Annotated in this window: 15 protein-coding genes and 2 pseudogenes; 12 read left to right on the plus strand and 5 right to left on the minus strand. The window is 72.2% G+C overall.

The features are described from left to right. Positions 1-59 precede the first annotated feature (59 nt). The 6 genes and pseudogenes from HEP85_RS15070 to HEP85_RS15095 all read left to right on the plus strand — a co-directional run bounded on the left by HEP85_RS15070 (position 60) and on the right by HEP85_RS15095 (position 6,658). Positions 60-1,150 (plus strand): annotated as a pseudogene (locus tag HEP85_RS15070) (LacI family DNA-binding transcriptional regulator). Further along, a complete protein-coding gene (locus HEP85_RS15075; protein ID WP_168528221.1) occupies positions 1,147-2,703 on the plus strand; it encodes a sugar ABC transporter ATP-binding protein in 1,557 nt (518 codons plus the stop codon). Before HEP85_RS15070 ends, HEP85_RS15075 begins: the two are co-directional and overlap by 4 nt. Beyond that, positions 2,693-4,645: a substrate-binding domain-containing protein gene (locus tag HEP85_RS15080; RefSeq protein ID WP_168528222.1), complete on the plus strand. Its 1,953-nt coding sequence runs from the start codon at positions 2,693-2,695 to the stop codon at positions 4,643-4,645. The genes HEP85_RS15075 and HEP85_RS15080 overlap by 11 nt, the downstream gene beginning before the upstream one ends. A gap of 83 nt (positions 4,646-4,728) precedes the next feature. Beyond that, on the plus strand, positions 4,729-5,628 hold the full coding sequence (locus HEP85_RS15085; RefSeq protein ID WP_168528223.1) for a ribokinase: 900 nt from the start codon (positions 4,729-4,731) through the stop codon (positions 5,626-5,628). Beyond that, positions 5,625-6,014 carry a D-ribose pyranase gene (rbsD, locus tag HEP85_RS15090; protein WP_168528224.1) on the plus strand — a complete coding sequence of 130 codons (390 nt, stop codon included), beginning with the start codon at positions 5,625-5,627 and terminating at the stop codon, positions 6,012-6,014. The genes HEP85_RS15085 and rbsD overlap by 4 nt, the downstream gene beginning before the upstream one ends. Positions 6,015-6,235: 221 nt before the next feature. After that, on the plus strand, positions 6,236-6,658 hold the full coding sequence (locus HEP85_RS15095) for a DUF937 domain-containing protein (protein ID WP_168528225.1): 423 nt from the start codon (positions 6,236-6,238) through the stop codon (positions 6,656-6,658). A 63-nt stretch (positions 6,659-6,721) separates the two neighbouring features. Here HEP85_RS15095 and HEP85_RS15100 read toward each other — a convergent pair whose 3' ends face one another. From HEP85_RS15100 to HEP85_RS15110, 3 genes are all read right to left on the minus strand, one after another. Continuing rightward, positions 6,722-7,519: a sugar phosphate isomerase/epimerase gene (locus HEP85_RS15100; protein WP_168528226.1), complete on the minus strand. Its 798-nt coding sequence runs from the start codon at positions 7,517-7,519 to the stop codon at positions 6,722-6,724. A gap of 77 nt (positions 7,520-7,596) precedes the next feature. Then, the gene (locus tag HEP85_RS15105; protein WP_329287975.1) at positions 7,597-8,748 is read right to left on the minus strand and encodes a dihydrodipicolinate synthase family protein; all 1,152 of its coding nucleotides are present in this window, start codon (positions 8,746-8,748) and stop codon (positions 7,597-7,599) included. Next, entirely contained in the window at positions 8,745-9,896 is a 1,152-nt protein-coding gene (locus HEP85_RS15110; protein ID WP_168528227.1) for a Gfo/Idh/MocA family protein, read from the minus strand. Before HEP85_RS15110 ends, HEP85_RS15105 begins: the two co-directional genes overlap by 4 nt. A 313-nt stretch (positions 9,897-10,209) precedes the next feature. Here HEP85_RS15110 and HEP85_RS15115 point away from each other — a divergent pair, with 313 nt between their 5' ends. Further along, positions 10,210-11,259 carry a LacI family DNA-binding transcriptional regulator gene (locus tag HEP85_RS15115; RefSeq protein WP_168528228.1) on the plus strand — a complete coding sequence of 350 codons (1,050 nt, stop codon included), beginning with the start codon at positions 10,210-10,212 and terminating at the stop codon, positions 11,257-11,259. A 485-nt stretch (positions 11,260-11,744) separates the two neighbouring features. Here HEP85_RS15115 and HEP85_RS15120 read toward each other — a convergent pair. Next, positions 11,745-13,154, minus strand: a pseudogene (locus HEP85_RS15120) (alkaline phosphatase family protein); the annotation flags it as partial. Between the two features lie 403 nt (positions 13,155-13,557). Between HEP85_RS15120 and HEP85_RS15125 the strand changes: the two are divergent. The 4 genes from HEP85_RS15125 to hemC all read left to right on the plus strand — a co-directional run bounded on the left by HEP85_RS15125 (position 13,558) and on the right by hemC (position 17,904). Further along, a complete protein-coding gene (locus HEP85_RS15125; protein ID WP_168528230.1) occupies positions 13,558-14,505 on the plus strand; it encodes a helix-turn-helix domain-containing GNAT family N-acetyltransferase in 948 nt (315 codons plus the stop codon). Positions 14,506-14,533: 28 nt separating this feature from the next. Beyond that, complete coding sequence (locus tag HEP85_RS15130; RefSeq protein WP_168528231.1) at positions 14,534-15,334, plus strand: sugar phosphate isomerase/epimerase; 801 nt, start codon at positions 14,534-14,536, stop codon at positions 15,332-15,334. 151 nt (positions 15,335-15,485) lie between these two features. Next, positions 15,486-16,769, plus strand: coding sequence for an MFS transporter (locus HEP85_RS15135; protein ID WP_329526452.1), 1,284 nt, complete (start codon positions 15,486-15,488; stop codon positions 16,767-16,769). 199 nt (positions 16,770-16,968) lie between these two features. After that, on the plus strand, positions 16,969-17,904 hold the full coding sequence (gene hemC / locus HEP85_RS15140; protein ID WP_168528233.1) for a hydroxymethylbilane synthase: 936 nt from the start codon (positions 16,969-16,971) through the stop codon (positions 17,902-17,904). A gap of 25 nt (positions 17,905-17,929) precedes the next feature. On the opposite strand, the gene HEP85_RS15145 is transcribed toward hemC, so the two are convergent. Further along, positions 17,930-18,850: an EamA family transporter gene (locus HEP85_RS15145; protein ID WP_329287984.1), complete on the minus strand. Its 921-nt coding sequence runs from the start codon at positions 18,848-18,850 to the stop codon at positions 17,930-17,932. Positions 18,851-18,938: 88 nt separating this feature from the next. Here HEP85_RS15145 and HEP85_RS15150 point away from each other — a divergent pair, with 88 nt between their 5' ends. After that, the gene (locus tag HEP85_RS15150) at positions 18,939-19,856 is read left to right on the plus strand and encodes a LysR family transcriptional regulator (RefSeq protein ID WP_168528235.1); all 918 of its coding nucleotides are present in this window, start codon (positions 18,939-18,941) and stop codon (positions 19,854-19,856) included. Positions 19,857-20,149 lie beyond the last annotated feature (293 nt).

The raw sequence follows: 20,149 nt of genomic DNA on the forward strand, positions 1-20,149 counted from the left end.
GCCCGTGTAATCGATTCCAATCCTCCGTGTAATCGATTCCACGAGGAGGTGGGGCGGTCATGGCGAGCATCAAGGATGTCGCCGCGGAGGCGGGTGTGTCCGTCGCCACGGTCTCCCGTGTGCTGAACGACCACCCGTCGGTCAGCCCGGACGCACGCACTCGCGTGCTGGCGGCCGTGGCGAACCTGGGCTACCGCCCGAACGCCGTCGCCCGTTCGCTGCGCACCGACCAGACGCGCACCCTGGGCCTGGTCATCAGCGACGTGCTCAACCCGTACTTCACCGAACTGGCCCGCTCCGTCGAGGAGGAGGCCCGCGCCCTCGGCTACAGCGTGATCATCGGCAACGCCGACGAGCGGCCCGAGATCGAGGACCACCACGTACGGACCCTGCTGGACCGGCGCATCGACGGTCTGCTGGTCTCCCCCACCGACGGCGGCTCCCCTGCGATGCTGGACGCGGCGCGCGCCGGCACCCCGATGGTCTTCGTGGACCGCTGGATCGCCGGCGTGGACGTCCCCGTCGTACGGGCGGACGGACGCACGGCCGTACGTGACCTCGTCGCCCATCTGCACGGTCTCGGCCACCGCCGGCTCGCCATCATCACGGGCCCGGCGGCGACCACCACCGGCAGCGAGCGGGTCGAGGCGTTCCGGGACGCGCTCGCCGCCCACGGCATCGCCCTGCCGGACGCCTACATCGGGCAGGGCGACTTCCAGGCCGAGAGCGGGCGCCGCGCCACCGAACGGTTCCTGGACCTGGCCGAACCGCCCGAGGTCGTCTTCGCCGCCGACAACCTGATGGCGCTCGGCGCGCTGGACGCCGTCCGGGCACGTGGGCTGCGGGTGCCCGAGGACATCGCGCTCGCCGCGTTCGACGACATCCCCTGGTTCGTGCACACCGATCCCCCGATCACCGCGATCGCCCAGCCGACCGGTGAGCTGGGACGGGCCGCCGTACGCGCGCTCGTCGACCGGATCGAGGGGCGCCCCCGCAGTCCGTCACCCTCCCCGCCCGTCTCGTCGTCCGCCGCTCGTGCGGCGAGCCGCCTCCGGTACGGACGACCCCCGTACAACCGCCCCCCGCACAACCGACCCCCCAAGAGACGACCCCCGCACAGCAGTCCCCCGTACAAAGGAGCCAGTCGTGAGCAACCAGGACGAGTTGCTGCGCATCGAGGGCATTCGCAAGACCTTCCCCGGCGTGGTCGCGCTGGACAGCGTCGACTTCGATCTGCGCCGCGGCGAGGTGCACGTGCTGCTCGGCGAGAACGGCGCCGGCAAGAGCACGCTGATCAAGATGCTCTCCGGCGCCTATCAGCCCGACTCCGGGCGCGTCCTCGTGGACCGTGAGGAGGTGCGCATCCACGGGGCGCAGGACTCCGAGCGCCTCGGGATCGCGACCATCTACCAGGAGTTCAACCTCGTTCCCGATCTGACGGTCGCCGAGAACATCTTCCTGGGCCGGCAGCCGCGCCGCTACGGGCTGATCGACCGCCGGACGATGGAGGCCGAGGCCGCCGCGCTGCTCGAACGGGTCGGCGTGAACGTGTCGCCCCGCGCGCGGGTGCGTGAACTCGGCATCGCGCGCCTCCAGATGGTCGAGATCGCGAAGGCACTGAGCCTCGACGCGCGCGTCCTGATCATGGACGAGCCGACCGCGGTGCTCACCTCCGAAGAGGTCGAGAAACTCTTCGCGATCGTGCGCCAACTGCGCGAGGACGGGGTCGGCATCGTCTTCATCACGCACCACCTGGAGGAGATCGCGGTCCTGGGAGACCGGGTCACGGTCATCCGCGACGGCAAGAGCGTCGGCCAGGTGCCCGCGACCACGCCCGAGGACGAACTGGTCCGCCTCATGGTGGGCCGTTCGATCGAACAGCAGTATCCGCGCGAGCGCCCCGAAGCCGGGACCGGTGACGGAACCGGTACCGGGACCGCGTTGCTGACCGTCGAGGGACTGACCCGTGACGGTGTCTTCCACGACGTGAGCTTCGAGGTGCGGGCCGGTGAGGTCGTCGGCATCGCGGGGCTCGTGGGCGCCGGACGTACGGAGGTCGTCCGCGCGGTCTTCGGCGCCGACCCGTACGACAAGGGCGCCGTGAAGGTCGCCGGCGCCGAGCTGCGCCGCCACGACGTGAACGCGGCGATGCGGGCCGGCATCGGGCTCGTCCCCGAGGACCGCAAGGGCCAGGGACTGCTCCTCGACGCCTCCGTCGAGGAGAACCTCGGCCTGGTCACCATGCGGGGCGCGACCCACGGCGGACTCGTCGACCTCAGGGGTCAGCGGGTGGCCGCCGCACGGATCGCCGAACAGCTCGGCGTCCGGATGGCCGGTCTCGGCCAGCACGTACGCACCCTGTCCGGTGGCAACCAGCAGAAGGTCGTCATCGGCAAGTGGCTGCTGGCCGACACCAAGGTGCTGATCCTCGACGAGCCGACCCGCGGCATCGACGTCGGCGCCAAGGTCGAGATCTACCAGCTAGTCAACGAACTGACGGCCGCGGGCGCGGCCGTCCTGATGATCTCCAGCGATCTGCCCGAGGTGCTCGGCATGAGCGATCGGGTGCTGGTGATGGCCCAGGGCCGGATCGCGGGCGAACTGTCCGCGGCCGAAGCCACGCAGGACTCCGTGATGGCACTCGCCGTCAGCACACCGACCACCAACTCCGAAACCGCTGTGGAGGGCTCCCGTGGCCACTGACACGCTCAAGAGCACATCGGGCGCGAGTGGCGCCTCGGCGGTCCGCCGCCTCCTGCTCGACAACGGAGCGCTCACCGCGCTCATCGCCCTCGTCATCGCGATGGCGGCGCTGTCCGGCGACTTCCTGACGACGGACAACCTGCTCAACATCGGCGTCCAGGCGGCCGTGACCGCCATCCTCGCCTTCGGCTCGACCTTCGTCATCGTCGCGGCGGGCATCGACCTGTCGGTCGGCTCGGTCGCCGCGCTCTCCGCCACCGTCCTCGCCTGGATGGCGACCACGCAGGGCGTTCCGGTCTGGATCGCGGTGATCGTCTCGATCGCCGCCGGCATCGCCGTCGGCCTGGTCAACGGCGTGATGATCGCGTACGGGAAACTGCCGCCGTTCATCGCGACGCTCGCCATGCTCTCGGTGGGCCGCGGTCTGTCCCTGGTGATCTCGCAGGGCAGCCCGATCGCCTTCCCCTCCTCGGTCTCGCACCTCGGTGACACCCTCGGCGGCTGGCTGCCCGTCCCGGTCCTCGTCATGGTCGTCATGGGCCTGATCACGGCCGTGATCCTCGGCCGTACGTACATCGGCCGCTCCATGTACGCCATCGGCGGCAACGAGGAGGCGGCCCGCCTCTCCGGCCTCCGGGTGAAGAAGCAGAAGCTCGCGATCTACGCCCTGTCGGGTCTGTTCGCGGCCGCCGCGGGCATCGTGCTCGCCTCCCGGCTCTCCTCCGCGCAGCCGCAGGCCGCGCAGGGCTACGAACTCGACGCGATCGCCGCGGTCGTCATCGGCGGTGCCTCGCTCGCGGGCGGCACCGGCAAGGCGTCCGGCACGCTGATCGGCGCGCTGATCCTCGCGGTGCTGCGCAACGGCCTCAACCTGCTGTCCGTCTCCGCCTTCTGGCAGCAGGTCGTCATCGGTGTCGTGATCGCGCTGGCGGTGCTGCTCGACACGGTGCGGCGCAAGGCCGGGGCGACCCCGGTGGCCGCCGGGGCCGGTACCCCGGGCAACCGGGGCAAGCAGGCGGCGACCTACATCATCGCGGCCGTGGTCGCGGCGGCGATCGTCGGTGCGATGTCCTTCCTGCACACCGGCTCCTCCTCGACGGCGTCGAAGAAGGTGGGCCTGTCCCTCTCCACGCTGAACAACCCCTTCTTCGTCCAGATCAAGGCGGGCGCGCAGCAGGAGGCGAAGAAGCTCGGCGTGCGACTGACGGTCACCGACGCCCAGAACGACGCCTCCCAGCAGGCCAACCAGCTGCAGAACTTCACCAGTTCGGGCCTCGGCGCGATCATCGTCAACCCGGTGGACTCGGACGCGGCGGGCCCGTCGGTCCGCTCGGCGAACAAGGCCGACATCCCCGTCATCGGTGTCGACCGGGGTGTGAACAAGGCGGACACGGCCGCGCTCGTCGCCTCCGACAACATCGAGGGCGGAAAGCTGGGCGCCAAGGCGCTCGCCGAGAAGCTGGGCGGCAAGGGCAAGATCGTCATCCTTCAGGGTCTGGCCGGCACGTCCGCGAGCCGTGAGCGGGGCGCGGGCTTCGCCGAGGGCCTGAAGGCCTACCCCGGCATCAAGGTCGTCGCCCGGCAGCCCGCGGACTTCGACCGCACCAAGGGCCTCGACGTGATGACGAACCTGCTCCAGGCGCACCCCGACGTCCAGGGTGTCTTCGCCGAGAACGACGAGATGGCGCTCGGCGCGATCAAGGCGCTCGGTTCCAAGGCCGGCAAGTCGGTCTCGGTCATCGGCTTCGACGGCACCCCCGACGGACTGAAGGCGGTCAAGAACGGCACGCTGTACGCCTCCGTGGCCCAGCAGCCGACGGAGCTCGGCCGGATCGCGGTGGAGAACGCGCTGAAGTCCGCCGAGGGCAAGAAGGTCGAGAAGACCGTGATGGTGCCGGTGAAGGTGGTCACGGCGCAGAACGTGGCCGGGTTCACCGGCTGAGCCGACCGGCGGTGGGGCGGCAGGGCGGTCCACGCGACCGGCCGGCCGCCCCGACTCACCTCAGCTACACAGGGAGACAGTTCATGTACGACTACGACCTGCTGGTCGTGGGCTCGGCCAACGCGGACCTGGTGATCGGGGTCGAGCGGCGGCCCGCGGCCGGCGAGACGGTGCTCGGCTCCGACCTCGTCGTCCACCCCGGCGGCAAGGGCGCCAACCAGTCGGTCGCCGCCGCCCGTCTCGGAGCCCGTACGGCCCTGCTCGCCCGGGTCGGCGACGACGCGCACGGCCGGCTGCTGCTCGACTCGCAGCGGGCGGCCGGCGTGGACACCGCGGGCGTGCTCGTCGGCGGGGCACCCACCGGCGTGGCGCTGATCACGGTGGACCCGTCCGGGGACAACAGCATCGTGGTCTCACCGGGCGCGAACGGCCGGCTGACGCCAAAGGACGTCCGCGCGGCCGCGGATCTCGTACGCGCCTCCCGGGTGGTCTCGGCACAGCTGGAGATCCCCCTGGAGACGGTCGTGGAGACCGTACGGACCCTCGCGCCCGGCAGCCGTTTCGTGCTGAACCCGTCGCCGCCCCGGCCGCTGCCCGCCGAGGTGCTGGCGGCCTGCGACCCGCTGATCGTGAACGAGCACGAGGCCCGGGTGGTGCTGGGCGACGGCGCGGGTCCTGAGCCCGAGGACTGGGCGACGGCCCTGCTCGCCCTGGGCCCGCGCTCGGTGGTCGTCACGCTGGGCGCGCGGGGCGCGCTGGTGGCGGACGCGGACGGAGCCGCGCGGGTGCCGTCCGTGCGGGTGAAGACCGTGGACACGACGGGCGCGGGGGACTCGTTCACCGCGGCGCTGGCCTGGCGGCTGGGGCTCGGCGAGCCGCTGTCCGTCGCCGCCGCGTACGCGGCCCGGGTGGGCGCCGTCGCCGTCACCCGGCCCGGTGCCCAGGAGTCCTTCCCGACCGCCGAGGAGGTCGAGTCGTTGTGAAGAGAGCCGGAATTCTGAACCGCCATCTCGCGGGCGCCCTGGCCGAACTGGGCCATGGGCACGGCGTGCTGGTGTGCGACGCGGGGATGCCGATACCCCAGGGGCCGCGCGTCGTGGACCTGGCCTTCCGGGCCGGGGTGCCGTCGTTCGCCGAGGTGCTCGACGGGCTGCTGGCGGAGCTGGTGGTGGAGGGCGCCACCGCCGCGCGCGAGGTCCACGCGGCGAACCCGGCGGCCTCCGCGCTGCTGACCGCACGCTTTCCCACGCTGGAACTGGTCCCGCACGAGGAACTGAAGTCGCTGTCGGCGGGCGCGCGGCTGATCGTCCGCACGGGGGAGGCTCGGCCGTACGCGAACGTGCTGCTGCGGTGCGGGGTGTTCTTCTAGGCACCGGTGTCCGGGCGCTTCCGGAACGTTTCGAGGGGGCCCGGTCCGTCGACCGGGCCCCCTCGGGTTCCCCTCCGCATCAGAACCCCCGCGATCCCCCCAGATCCCCCCTCCAGAAGTCCTGATGCCAAGTACGACCCACCAGGTGCGGGGATGGTTGTACGGACTTCCGGGATTTTTTCGGCGTGCCGACCGACCGGGGTGCACGTAGCGTTTGCGGCATGAACGAGGAGCCACTCCAGCAGGACGTGCTCGACGCGCTCGACGACGCCGGGCTCCAGGAGATCGCGGGTCTGCTCGGCACGGACGCGGCCGGAGCGCGCGAGGTCGTCGGCACGACGGTGTCGGAATTCTCGGGAGGCCTCCAGGACCGTGCGGTCACGGATCCGGGCGAGGTCCAGCAGGCCTACGCGGAGGCGCAGGAGGCCCCGCTGAGCGGTGTGGCCACCCTGGGCGGTCTGGGCGGCATGGGTGCCGGCGGCCTGATGGGCGGACTGCTCGCCCGCATCAGCAGGCCGGTCGCGAACGCGGTCGCCAGGAAGACGGGGCTGCCTCCGGCGACGGTGGCCCGGGTGATCGAACTGGTGATCCCGGTGCTGTTGTCGGTCCTGACCAAGCGGGCCGCCCGCGGAACGCGGAAGTAGCCTCCCCGCGCGCTCCGACGACGGCGCCGCCACGGCCACCCGGCACCCGCTAGCGCTACCCGGCTACCCGGCATGCTCCACGAACCGCGCCACCGTCTCCGCCAGCACCTCCCGCCCGTCACGGGCCCACAGCCCGTCGTTGAACAGCTCGACCTCGATGGGACCGGTGTAGCCCGCCGCCTCGACGTACCCCCGCCACTCCCGCATGTCGACGGCTCCGTCGCCGATCTGGCCGCGGCCGTTGAGGACTCCCTCGGGCAACGGGGTCGTCCAGTCGGCGAGTTGGAAGCTGTGGATACGTCCGGACGCCCCCGCACGGGCGATCTGGGCGGGCGCGGTGTCGTCCCACCAGACGTGGTAGGTGTCGACGGTGACGCCCACCTGGTCGGCGGGGAATCGTTCCGCGAGGTCCAGGGCCTGGGCGAGGGTCGAGACGACGCAGCGGTCGGCGGCGTACATCGGGTGGAGGGGTTCGACGGCCAGCCGTACGCCGCGCCCGGCGGCGTACGGACCCAGTTCCGCCAGTGCGTCGGCGATGCGTTCACGGGCCCCGCGCAGGTCCTTCGACCCGGCCGGCAGGCCGCCGGAGACCAGGACCAGCGTGTCGCTGCCGAGCGTCGCGGCCTCGTCGACCGCCGCGCGGTTGTCGTCCAGGGCTCGGGCCCGTTCGGCGGGCTCGATCGCCGTGAGGAACCCCCCGCGGCACAGCGTCGTCACCGACAGCCCCGCGTCACGCACGAGCCTGGCGGTGGCCTCGATGCCGTAGGACCGGACCGGCTCCCGCCAGAGCCCCACACCGGGGACGCCCGACTCGACGCAGGCGGCGACCAGTTCGGGCATCGCCAGTTGCTTGACGGTCATCTGGTTGATGCTGAACCGCTCAAGGGCGTTGCCCGCCGGGCCCCTCGGACTCACCGGACTCACCGGCCCGACCGCGCTCACTGATCCACTCCGTGCACCGTGAGCAGGTTCTTCATCCGGGTCTCCGCCAGGGCCGGGTCCGGGAACAGACCCAGCCCGTCGGCCAGTTCGTACGCACGCCCGAGGTGCGGGAGGGAACGGGCCGACTGCAGGCCGCCCACCATCGTGAAGTGCCCCTGGTGTCCGGCGAGCCACGCCAGGAGGACAACTCCCGTCTTGTAGAAGCGGGTCGGCGCCCGGAACAGGTGACGGGACAGCTCGACGGTGGGATCGAGCAGCTCGTGGAATCCCTTCACGTCCCCCGTGTCGAGTACCCGCACCGCCTCGGCCGCCAGCGGTCCCAGCGGGTCGAAGATGCCCAACAGGGCGTGACTGAAGCCCTGTTCGTCGCCCGCGATCAGCTCGGGGTAGTGGAAGTCGTCGCCCGTGTAGCAGCGGACCCCGTGCGGGAGCCTGCGGCGCAGGGCGACCTCGCGCCGGGCGTCGAGGAGGGAGACCTTGACGCCGTCGACCTTGTCGGGACGGGCCTCGATCACCTCCAGGAGGACGTCCGTCGCCGCGTCCAGGTCGCCGGATCCCCAGTAGCCCTCCAGCGCCGGGTCGAACATCGGGCCCAGCCAGTGCAGGATCACCGGCCGGGAGGCCTGACGCAGGAGATGCCCGTAGACGTCGAGGTAGTCCTCGGGGCCCCGCGCGGCGGCGGTCAGGGCGCGCGAGGCCATCAGGACGGCCTGCGCGCCGGTCTCCTCGACGAGCGCGAGCTGCTCCTCGTACGCGGCGCGGACCTCCGCCAGGGAGCCGGCGGTGATCTGGTCGGTCCCCACCCCGCACGCGATCCGGCCGCCGGCCGCCTTCGCCTCCGCGGCCGACCGGCGGACGAGTTCGGCGGCGCCCGCCCAGTCCAGGCCCATCCCGCGCTGCGCGGTGTCCATCGCCTCGGCGACACCGAGGCCGTGGGACCACAGATGGCGGCGGAAGGCGAGGGTGGTGTCCCAGTCGACGGCGGCGGGCGAGTCGGGGGACACGTCGGCGTACGGGTCGGCGACGACGTGCGCCGCCGAGAAGACGGTACGGGAGGTGAAGGGGGCCCCGGTGGTGAGCGCCAGGGGCTCGGCGCGCGGCTCGTACAGCCTCACCCCGCCCGCCGGGTCCGGCAGTCGCACGGTCACAGCGAGATCTCCGGTACGTCGAGACGGCGGCCCTCGGCCGAGGACTTCAGGCCCAGTTCGGCGAGCTGGACGCCGCGGGCGCCGGCCAGGAGGTCCCAGCGGTAGGGCGCGTCGGTGTAGACGTGCCGCAGGAACAGCTCCCACTGCGCCTTGAATCCGTTGTCGAACTCGGCGTTGTCGGGGACCTCCTGCCATTGGTCGCGGAAGGAGTAGGCGGCCGGGATGTCGGGGTTCCAGACCGGCTTGGGGGTGGCGGACCGGTGCTGGACACGGCAGTCGCGCAGCCCGGCGACAGCCGAGCCCTCCGTCCCGTCGACCTGGAACTCGACCAGTTCGTCACGGTTGACACGCACGGCCCAGGAGGAGTTGATCTGGGCGACGGCACCGCCCTCCAGCTCGAAGACGCCGTACGCGGCGTCGTCGGCCGTGGCGTCGTACGGCTTGCCCTGCTCGTCCCACCGCTGCGGGACGTGGGTGGTGGTGAGTGCCTGGACGGAGGTGACCCGGCCGAAGAGCTCGTGCAGGACGTACTCCCAGTGCGGGAACATGTCGACGACGATGCCGCCGCCGTCCTCGGCGCGGTAGTTCCAGGAGGGACGCTGGGCGGGCTGCCAGTCGCCCTCGAAGACCCAGTAGCCGAACTCGCCCCGCACGGACAGGATCCGCCCGAAGAAGCCGCCGTCGATCAGGCGCTTGAGCTTCAGCAGCCCCGGGAGGAAGAGCTTGTCCTGCACGACCCCGTGCTTGACGCCCTTCGCGTGGGCGAGCCGGGCCAGTTCCAGGGCGCCGTCGAGACCGGTGGCGGTCGGCTTCTCGGTGTAGACGTGCTTCCCCGCCGTGATGGCCTTCCGGATGGCCTCCTCGCGGGCGGAGGTGACCTGCGCGTCGAAGTAGAGGTCGACATCCGGGTCGGCGAGGACCGCGTCCAGGTCCGTCGACCAGTGCTCCAGCCCGTGCCGCTCGGCGAGCGTCCTCAGGGCGTGCTCGCGGCGGCCGACGAGGACCGGCTCGGGCCACAGCGTCGTACCGCCGCCCAGATCCAGACCGCCCTGGTCGCGCAGGGCGAGGATCGAGCGGACGAGGTGCTGGCGGTAGCCCATGCGTCCCGTCACGCCGTTCATGGCGATACGCACCGTCTTGCGTGTCACGTCTTCCCCTTCGTACGCGGGTTCCGCGCCGCGTACGCCCCACTGACGAGCGTGACAGCAAGCGCTTTCTATCCAAGAGAGAAGCTAGCCTCTGTCCAGCCGATCGGACAAGACCACGCGGGTGACGAGATGTTCGACCGGCCGGACGTCTGGACTTGAGGGCGCGGGCACGATCGGATGGACCCGCACGTGGCGGGCGTACACGGGTGCGGGGGGGTGTGCGCGACGCCTGCCCGTGCACGTCAGCGCCCCGACTCCTCGCACCCGCCTGTTTGCACGACGACAACGAGACGCGTGACCGGAGGACGACGAGATGACCGTGACCCTGGCGGACGTGGCGGCGCGGGCGCAGGTCTCGCCCGCGACCGTGTCCCGGGTGCTGAACGGGAACTATCCCGTCGCGGCGTCCACGCGCGAGCGGGTGCTGCGCGCGGTGGACGACCTGGACTACGTACTGAACGGGCCCGCCAGTTCGCTGGCCGCCGCCACCTCCGACCTGGTCGGGATCCTGGTCAACGACATCGCCGACCCGTTCTTCGGGATCATGGCGGCCGCGATCCAGTCGGAGATCGAGGGCCCCGGGGGCCGTGCGGGCGGGGAGCGGCTCGGGGTGGTGTGCAACACCGGTGGCGTCGCGGAGCGCGAGCTGACGTACCTCACGCTGCTTCAGCGGCAGCGCGCCGCGGCGGTCGTGCTGACCGGGGGCGCCGTCGAGGACGCGCCGCACGCGGCGGCGGTCGCGGCGAAGCTGCGCAAGCTCGGCGAGGCGGGGACACAGGTGGTCCTGTGCGGACGGCCGCCCGCGCCGGACGCCCCCGAGGCGATCGCGCTCACCTTCGACAACCGGGGTGGCGGGCAGCGGCTCACCGAGCATCTGATCGGACTCGGGCATCGGCGGATGGGGTACATCGCCGGGCCCGAGGAGCGGACCACGACCCGGCACCGGCTGGAGGGGCACCGGGCCGCGCTCGCCGCGCACGGGATCGAGGACGATCCGCGGTGGACCGTGCACGGACGCTACGACCGTCGCTCCGGGTACGAGGCGACGGTCGAGCTCCTGCGCAGGGAGCCGGGTCTGACGGCGGTCGTCGCCGCGAACGACACCGTCGCGCTCGGCGCGTGCGCGGCGTTGCGTGACGCGGGGTTGCGTATCCCGGACGACGTGTCGGTCGCCGGGTTCGACGATCTGCCGTTCAGTGTCGACGTGGTGCCCGCGCTGACGACGGTGCGGTTGCCGTTGTCGGAGGCGGGGGCGCGGGCGGGGCGGGTCGCGATGGGCCGTGAGGAGGCTCCCCCCGGGGGGATCGCCACGGTGCGGGGGGAGTTGATGGTGCGGGGGTCCACCGGGGTGCCCAAGACTTGAGGCGCCCCGCCCTCTTGCCGGGCGCCCCCGAACGGTTCCTCGCCCCCGCCGCCCCTACCCTCCCCCAAGCTCTCGGCTTCGCTCGAGCAGGGGGACCCCATCATCCCGGGGCTCCGCCCCGAGACCCCGCCAAGGGCGCTGCACCCCCTGGCCCCCCGCATCGCCCGAAGGGCTCGTCCTCGAACGCCGGACGGGCTGAGGGTGCGGACCTGCGCTGAAGGGTCGCGGACGGCCCGGAGACACCGGCCTGCACCGAACGGTTCCGAACGGCCCGGAGATGCGCACCCGCACCGGGGAAGCCCCCTCCCGCAGCCGCCGACGCACGCGAGGGGCCGTGCCGGTGTGTCGCAGGCCGTCGCTTACGTTCGGATCGAGCAGCGGCTCGCATGCCCGGCCCACGCCTGATCCGGCGGCGACGGCCTCGACACACCGGCACGGCCCCGCCCCACCCCCCACCGACAGCCGCTCACACGTGCGGCTTGGCCGCCCCGCTCCTGATGCGGGAAGGACTGGTCGGCACCAGGAAGCGTCGGCTTCGGCAGCGTCGCCACCTCCTCCTTCGCCATCTCCAACTGCTCCGCCGTGTCGTCCGGCAGCCGCGGCGCACGCGGACGGGAGTGGGAGAAACGGAACGCGGACGTGAGGTCACCGAACGCCGACCGACGCCAGTCGCTGACGTTGGGCTCCTCGACCCCCGTGAACCGCTCCAGGAACTGCAGCGCCGACGTGTGGTCGAACGACTCCGTCGCCACCCAGCCCCCCACCGTCCACGGCGAGACGATGATCGCGGGCACCCGGAACCCACCGCCGATCGGCAGCCCCTGCACGAACTCGTCGGCCGTCCCGGCCGCCGGGGTGGGCGGCGGCACATGGTCGAACAGGCCGTCATTCTCGTCGTAGTTGAGTATGAACGCCGTCTTCCGCCAGACCTTCGGGTTCGACGCGATCGCCTCGATCTTCGAGGCGACGAAATCCGCACCCGCCGCGGGCAGATAGTCCGGATGCTCCGACTGGTAGCTGGTCGGCATGATCCATGACACCGCCGGCAGCCGGTCGTTGCGGGCGTCGTCCTCGAACGTCCCCTCCGGCTGCGGCCGTACCCCCCGCTCGTACAGGTCGGATCCCGGCTGCGCGGCGCGGAAGTTCGCGAACTGCTCCAGCATGTTGCAGCCGTAGTCGTCGTCCTGCTGGTACACCTTCCAGCTGACCCCGGCCGCCTGCAGCCGCTCCGCGTACGTCGTCCACCGGTACGGCGTCGGCGCCTTGTTGACGAGGACCGGTCCGCCCTGGGTCCCGCCCGGGTCGATCGTCCCCGTCATCCAGTAGAGCCGGTTGGGCCAGGTGGGCCCGAACACCGAGCAGAAATAGTTGTCGCAGATGGTGAACGTCTCGGCGAGCGCGAACTGGAACGGGATGTCCTCGCGCGTGTAATACCCCATCACGTACGGACCGTTCGCCCCGTCCGCCTTGCGGTGCGCCGGCAGCCACCGGTCCATCCTGCCGCCGTTCCACGCCTCGTGCTGCACCGCCCACGCGTGGCTCGTGGAGGGGATGGCCTGAGCGCTGGACGTGTGCGTGTCCAGGTGGAAGGGCAGCAGGTACCCCTTCGGGTTCACGGCATCGGGCTGGTAGAAGACCGACCGCCCGGTGTCGAGCTCCAGCGCGTGGGGGTCGGCGAAACCCCGGACGCCCGACAGCGTGCCGAAGTAGTGGTCGAAGGACCGGTTCTCCTGCATCAGCATGACGACGTGCTCGATGTCGCGGAGCGATCCGCGGCGGGGCGGTCCGGCCGCGACGGCCTTCTGGACGCTCGGCGGGAGGAGGGAGAGTGCCGCGGCGCCGCCCAGCGCGCTGGCGGCCGAACCCAGGAGTCTACGACGTGTCAACTCAGTCACGGATGCCCCTTCTTGAGACCTCGTCAGCTCTCCGGAGTCGAACTGCGGGGGCACGCCGGGACGGCCCCGCCGTTTCACTCTCCTAGGGGTTTTGGAGGGTTGGCAGAGGCGCGCGGTGAACTTGTGGACAACGCACGGAAAGGGGTTGGCCAAGCCATGACCCGGGCCGCCGGAACGTCGCCCGGCCGTTGCCGGGACTTGGCCGCCTTCACGTGGGCTCCACGACCGCCGGACACGCCCACCCCGTGGACTCCGCCTCGTCCGCCCCCGTACGCTCGACCCGTACCTCTGACTGAGTCAACCGTCCCCACCACTCGCCCAGTCCAGCCCCCGCCACTCCCCCCACATCCACCCGCACCGATCGCCCAGAGCCGACACTCAGAGCCGACATCCGGGGTTGACCATGACCGTCCAGGACATCCGCTCCTTCAACCGCTTCTACACGAACGTCATCGGCGCACTCGACTACGGCCGCCACCTCTACGCCCCGTACACCCTCACCGAGTCACGCGTGCTGTACGAGCTCGCCCACTCCCCGCACACCGACGCCGCCGACCTCCGTGGCGAACTGTCGCTGGACTCCGGGTACTTGAGCCGGATCCTGAGCAAGTTCGAGCAGGACGGACTGATCGAACGGACGCCCTCGGAACGCGACCCGCGCCGCCGCCGGATCACGCTCACGCAGCGCGGCCGGGAGACCGCGGCCGTCCTGGACGCGCGCTCGCGGGAATCCGTCGGGGCCCTGCTGGCGACCGTCCCGGCCGACGACCGCCCCCGCCTCGCCGAGGCGATGCACACCGTGCGCACGCTCCTGTCCTCCCGTCGCCCCGCCCCGAGCGCGCGCCGTCACCGCGAGGACGTCGTGCTGCGTGAGCCCGTCCCCGGCGACCTCGGCTGGATCGTGCAGCGCAACGCCGCGCTGTACGCGGCCGAGTACGGCTGGAACACCGACTACGAGGGCCTGGTCGCCCGCATCGTCGCGGACTTCGCCGAGGACCACGATCCGCACCTGGAGCGGGTCTGGATCGCCGAGCTGGCCGGACGGCCGGTGGGAGGCGTGATGTGCGTGCGGGACGACGCCCCGGGGACGGCCCGGCTGCGTCTGCTCCTCGTCGAGCCGGACGCCCGCGGCCTCGGCATCGGGGACCGGCTGGTCGAGGCGGTCGTCGGTTTCGCGCGGGACGGCGGCTACCGGGACCTCGTCCTGTGGACCAACGACGTCCTGACCGCGGCCGGCCGCGTCTACCGGCGCCACGGTTTCTCCCTCGTCGCCGAGAAACCGCACCGATCCTTCGGCGCGGATCTCGTCGGCCAGGACTGGCGACTGGACCTGCACGTCTCCCCGGGATGATCCGCGGTGCCGGGTAGGGTCCCGGTCCATGAAGCTGGCCTTCTCCACGCTAGGCGTGCCCGCGCTCCCCGTCCCCGACGTCGTACGACTCGCCGCCACGCACGGCTATCACGGTGTGGAACTGCGCGCACACCCCGAGGAGCCGGTGCATCCCGGGCTCGGGCCGGCCGAGCGGGCCGGGGTGGCCGCGGCGTTCGAGGCGGGCGGTGTCGAGATCATGGGTCTGGCCGGGTACGCACGGGTGGCGACGCCCGGTGACGACGCCCCCGTCGTCGCCGAGATCCGCGAACTCCTGGACCTGGCGCGGGACCTCTCGGCCCCCTTCGTCCGTGTCTTCCCGGGCGCGAGTGCCGGACAGAGCACCGAGGAGGCCGACGCGACGGCGGCGCGACGGCTCGGCACGGCCGCGGAGTACGCCGCCGACGTGGGCGTACGCATCCTGCTGGAGACCCACGACTCGCACCGCACCGGCGCGGACGCGATGCGGATCCTGGGCCTGGTCGGCCATCACCACGTGGGCGCGCTGTGGGACGTCATGCACACCTGGCTCGGCGGCGAGGAGCCGCCGACGACGTACGCGGCACTGTGCACGTATCTCGGCTATGTGCAGGTCAAGGACATCGCCTCCGCCGAGGACACCACCCCGCTCCCGCTGGGCGCCGGTGTTCTGCCGCTCGCGGAGTGTGTGGAGCTGCTCTCCCGGGAGGGCTGGGACGGCTGGCTGTGCTGGGAGTACGAGAAGCGGTGGTACGAGGCCGCCGCGCCGCTTCCGGAACTGCTGGGTCCGGGCCGGGACCACCTCGGGCGTCTGCTGAACGAGTCGGCGTAGCCCCGCGCCGCCCCTTCCGAACCCGGCCCCGGCCGCCCGCGCGGACCGGAGCATGACCACGCGGGAACCAAACTGATTGGCACGAGCACGGGGTCAGTGGTTAGCCTCCGCCGGTGAACGAGCACCGTCCCACCCGAATCCGGGCCACCCCGTGGGCCTGACGCACACCTTGATCGACGTCCGGCCGCTGCGGACCTCACCCGTCTTCCGCCGGCTGCTGATCGGCCGGACGGCCTCCGTGCTCGGCACCATGATGACGATGGTCGCCGTCATGTACCAGGTCTGGCAGTCCACGCACAGCACGGTGTGGACCGGTGCGGTCGGACTGGCGCAGGCGCTGCCGCTGATCGCGTTCGGACTGTTCGCCGGTTCGCTGGTGGACCGCGGCGACCGGCGGCGGCTGTACCTGGCCTCCACGGCGGGCCAGGCGGCCTGTTCCGCGCTGCTGGCGGTGCAGGCCCTCGCCGGACACCCGCCGGTGCCGGTGGTGCTCGCCCTGGTCGCGGCGCAGTCCGCCTTCGGCGCGGTCGGCGGTCCGGCGGCGGGCACGTTCGTGCCGCGGCTGCTGGCCAAGGACCAGGTGGCGGCCGGGCTGGCCCTCAACCAGATCTTCTTCCAGGCGATGCTGCTGGCGGGCCCGGCGCTCGGCGGTCTCGTCCTGGGCTGGGGAGGCGTGAGCGTCTGCTATCTCGTGGACGCCGTCAGCTTCGGCTTCTCCTTCTACGCCGCGTTCGGGCTGCCGCCGCTGCCGCCCGAGGCCGAGCAGTCACGGGCCGGGCTGCGCGGTGTGCTGGACGGGCTGGCGTTCCTGGCGGGCCACCGGGTGGTACGCGGCGCCCTGATCACCGACCTGGCCGCGACCGTGCTGTCGATGCCGATGAGCCTGTTCCCGCTGATCAACGCCGAACGGTTCGGCGACGACCCGCGCATGCTCGGCCTCTTCCTGTCGGCGCTCGCGGTCGGCGGCGTCGCCGCCTCGGCCCTGTCGGGTTCCCTCACCCGCCTCACCCACCCGGGTCCGGTGATGCTCTGTGGCGCCGCCGTCTGGGGCATCGCCCTCGCCCTCTTCGGTCTGACGACGAACCCATGGGCCGGTCTCGGGCTGCTGGTGCTGGCGGGTGCCGGCGACACCGTGTCCGTCATCTCCCGCAGCACCATCGTCCAGACGCGCACGCCGGACGCGCTGCTCGGCCGGGTCACCGCCGCCGAACAGATCGTCGGCCAGGCGGGCCCCAACCTGGGCAGCCTGCGCGGAGGCCTGGTGGCCGGCTGGACCTCCGGTACGACCGCCCTGGTCAGCGGCGGGCTGCTGTGCGTGCTCGCGGTCGTGGCCGTCGGCGCGAGTACGGCCGAACTCCGAAGCGCGAAGGACACCGACTCCGAGCCGGCCGGCGCCCCGGCCGCTGAGCCACCCGGCGCCCCGGCCACCGGCTGAGCACCCGCCACCGCACCCCGCCGCAGCACCCGCGCCCGCGAATCACCCACGCGGCCTCCCCACCACCGCGCCCGTGATCGCGAACCACCCCCACCATCCCCCCCATCGCCGCGAACCACCCCCACCCGATTCCGCGCCACGACCTGGGGCGATCGCCTTACCCCCACCCACCCCCGGCAAACCGGCTATCGTGGGCGGCATGTCGGCCCCGGAACTGATCCGTATCGTCTCCCGCGACTCCCCCATGGCCTTGGCCCAAGTGGAGCGCGTACGCGCCGAGTTGAGCGCGATCCACCCTGAGATCCGCACCGAGGTCGTCCCGGTGAAGACGACCGGCGACAAGTGGATGGGCGACCTGTCCAAGGTCGAGGGCAAGGGCGCGTTCACCAAGGAGGTCGACGCGGCGCTGCTGGCGGGCGAGGCCGACCTCGCGGTGCACTGCGTGAAGGACATCCCCGCGGACCGCCCGCTGCCCGCGGGAACGATGTTCGCCGCCTTCCTCGCCCGGGACGACATCCGCGACGCGCTGATCCACCCCGCCGGGCTCACCCTCGACGAGCTGCCGCAGGGCACCCGGATCGGCACGTCCTCCGTGCGGCGCGTCGCGCAGCTCGCCGCCTCGCACCCGCACCTGGAGTGTGTGCCGTTCCGGGGCAACGCCAACCGCCGGCTGGAGAAGCTGGCGGCGGGTGAGGCGGACGCGCTGCTGCTCGCGGTGTCCGGGCTCGAACGCATCGGCCGCGCGGACGTGATCAGCGAGGTCCTGTCGCCCGAGACGATGATGCCGCCGATCGGCGCGGGCATCCTGGCCCTCCAGTGCCGCGAGGGCGACACGGACGTGATCGAGACGATCAGCGACCTCGGCGACCCGGACACGCACCGCGAGGCCACCGCGGAGCGCATGTTCCTGCATGTCCTGCAGGGCCACTGCAACTCACCGATCGCGGGCTGGGCGAAGGTCGACCGCGGCGGCGAACTGTCGCTGCGCGCCTGCGTGTTCACTCCGGACGGCAAGACGGTCCTGCACGCGCACGAGTGGGCGGGCCGCCTCGACGCCGCGACCCTCGGCACGTCGGTCGCCGTCGCCCTGCTGCGCCAGGGAGCCCGCGAACTGATCGACGGCATCCCGCACTGACGGGCGGCCCCGGAAACCCGGGAACTCATGCCGGCTCCCCGATCCGGTCCCGCGTCGGCCCGTCCGCCGGACGGACCGTCGCGCGGGTCGTCCGCGAGGGTGCCAGCGAGGTCAGGGCCACCCCTCCCACCAGCAGCGCCGCCGCTCCCCAGCGCAGTGGGCCGATCGGCTCGCCCAGGAACAGGGCCGCCGACGACATGCCGAAGACCGGGACCAGGAGGGAGAAGGGCGCGACCGTGGACGCGGGGTAGCGGTGCAGCAGCCGGCCCCATGCCCCGAAGCCGAGGACGGTCGTGATCCAGGCGACGTAGACCACGATTCCCGCGCCCCGCCAGTCGAGGGCGCGCAGCGCGTCGAGGTCTCGGGCCGGGCCCTCCGTCAGCAGCGAGAGGCCCAGCAGCGGCAGTACGGGGACGGTGCTCACCCACACCATGAAGTTGAGGGAGTCGGGCGGGGACGCCTTGCGGGTGAGGACGTTGGACACGCCCCAGCAGGCGGCCGCCGCGATCACCAGGGCGAAGGCGCCGAGAGGGCCGCCGGTGCCCTCGTCCACGGCGGCCAGGGCCACGCCGCACAGCGCCACCGCCATACCCGCGAGCCGGACGCCGGTGGGCCGTTCACCCAGGACGACATGGGCGATGAGCGCCGTGAAGACCGCCTGGATCTGGAGGACGAGGGACGACAGGCCGGCCGGCATCCCGGCGTCCATGCCGATGAAGAGCAGTCCGAACTTGGCGACGCCCAGGACGAGTCCCACCGCCACGATCCACTTCCACGCGACCTTGGGCCGCCCCACGAAGAACACCGCGGGCAGCGCGGCCACCAGGAAACGCAGTGCCGAGAAGAGCAGGGGCGGGAAGTGGCCGAGGCCGATCTCGACGACGGTGAAGTTCACGCCCCAGACGGCGGCGACGAGGACGGCGAGACAGAGGTGGGCAGGTCGCATGGGTCGAGGATCACGCCCACGAACCGTTAAGCACCAGCGAATCCTGCTGCATGGTTGGATGAAGCATTCCTGATGAAAGGGGCGGGTCGTGCTCGATCTCCAGCGGCTGCGTGCCCTGCACGCCGTCTCCGTGCACGGCACGGTCGGCGCCGCCGCGGCCGCGCTCGGGTACACGCCCTCCGCCGTGTCCCAGCAGATCGCCAAGTTGGAGCGGGAGACCAGGACCGTACTGCTCGAACGGCGCGGACGCGGTGTGCGGCTCACCGAACAGGCCCTTCAACTGGCTTCCACGGCACAGCAGTTGATGGCCATCGTGGAGCGGGCCGAGACCGAACTCGAGGAGCGTCGCGGAGTGCCCGCGGGCCGGCTGGACCTCGCCGCCTTCGCCAGTGCGGCACGCGGGCTGCTGCCCGCCGTACTGGCCGATCTGGCCGTCCGGCATCCGGCCCTCGACACCCGGCTCACCGAGGTCGACCCGCATCTCTCCGTCGACCTGGTCGCCAAGGGCGCCGTCGACGTGGCCGTCGCGCACGACTGGGACATCGCGCGGCTCCCCGCCCCGCCGGGCGTGGAGCAGGCGGTGATCGGGGACGACCTCTGCGACCTCCTCGTGCCCGCCGGGCATCCCCTCGCCGGGCGGGTGTCCGTGCGGCGGGAGGAGCTGGCCGGCGAGCGATGGATCTGCCAGCCGCCCGGGCGGGTGTGCCACGACTGGCTGGTGCGCACCCTGCGTGCGGCGGGCTGCGAGCCGCACATCGTCCATCAGGCGGACGAGAACCCGACCCTCGTCGCCCTGGTCGCGGCCGGGCTCGGGGTCGCGCTCATCCCCCGGCTCGGGCGCGGCGCGCTTCCCGACGGGGTGGTGGAGGTGCCGCTCGACCCGATGCCCGTACGACGGCTGTACGCGCTGTGGCGCACCGGCGCGGCGCGGCGTCCTGCCATCGCGGAGACGGTCCGTACGCTCCGGTCCCACTGGGCCTCGGCGTCCCGGCACGACGCCCCGTGAGCGGCGCCCCGGCGCCCCACCGGACCCGCCCGGCACTCCCGTACCGACTTCGCCGATCAGCCGGAATCGGGGAACCCGGACCGGTGCCGGCTCGTCCAATCCGCATGCTGCCGCACGAGTCTCCGCAGCGCGGTGTCGGCCTCGCTGCTGGCTGCGATCGCTGACCACCCTCTCCGCCGCCTGCGGCCGGCAGCACACCGTCACCGGCGCGCCCCCCTCCAACTGCGCCGGTGACGGCCCCTGTCCGGCTACTGTGCACACTCTTGACTGGAAGAAACTTCCAGGATATTCGT

Origin of the sequence: Streptomyces sp. RPA4-2 (assembly GCF_012273515.2) — a bacterium.
In the GTDB taxonomy this organism is placed as follows: domain Bacteria; phylum Actinomycetota; class Actinomycetes; order Streptomycetales; family Streptomycetaceae; genus Streptomyces; species Streptomyces kaempferi.

Excerpts from the sequence above, each read along its gene's own strand:
- HEP85_RS15100 (WP_168528226.1), bottom strand. The coding sequence starts at position 7,519 with ATGACCGTCAAGCAACTGGCGATGCCCGAACTGGTCGCCGCCTGCGTC.
- HEP85_RS15115 (WP_168528228.1), top strand. The coding sequence starts at position 10,210 with ATGACCGTGACCCTGGCGGACGTGGCGGCGCGGGCGCAGGTCTCGCCC.
- hemC (WP_168528233.1), top strand. The coding sequence starts at position 16,969 with ATGTCGGCCCCGGAACTGATCCGTATCGTCTCCCGCGACTCCCCCATG.
- HEP85_RS15095 (WP_168528225.1), top strand. The coding sequence starts at position 6,236 with ATGAACGAGGAGCCACTCCAGCAGGACGTGCTCGACGCGCTCGACGAC.
- HEP85_RS15125 (WP_168528230.1), top strand. The coding sequence starts at position 13,558 with ATGACCGTCCAGGACATCCGCTCCTTCAACCGCTTCTACACGAACGTC.
- HEP85_RS15130 (WP_168528231.1), top strand. The coding sequence starts at position 14,534 with ATGAAGCTGGCCTTCTCCACGCTAGGCGTGCCCGCGCTCCCCGTCCCC.
- HEP85_RS15085 (WP_168528223.1), top strand. The coding sequence starts at position 4,729 with ATGTACGACTACGACCTGCTGGTCGTGGGCTCGGCCAACGCGGACCTG.
- HEP85_RS15145 (WP_329287984.1), bottom strand. The coding sequence starts at position 18,850 with ATGCGACCTGCCCACCTCTGTCTCGCCGTCCTCGTCGCCGCCGTCTGG.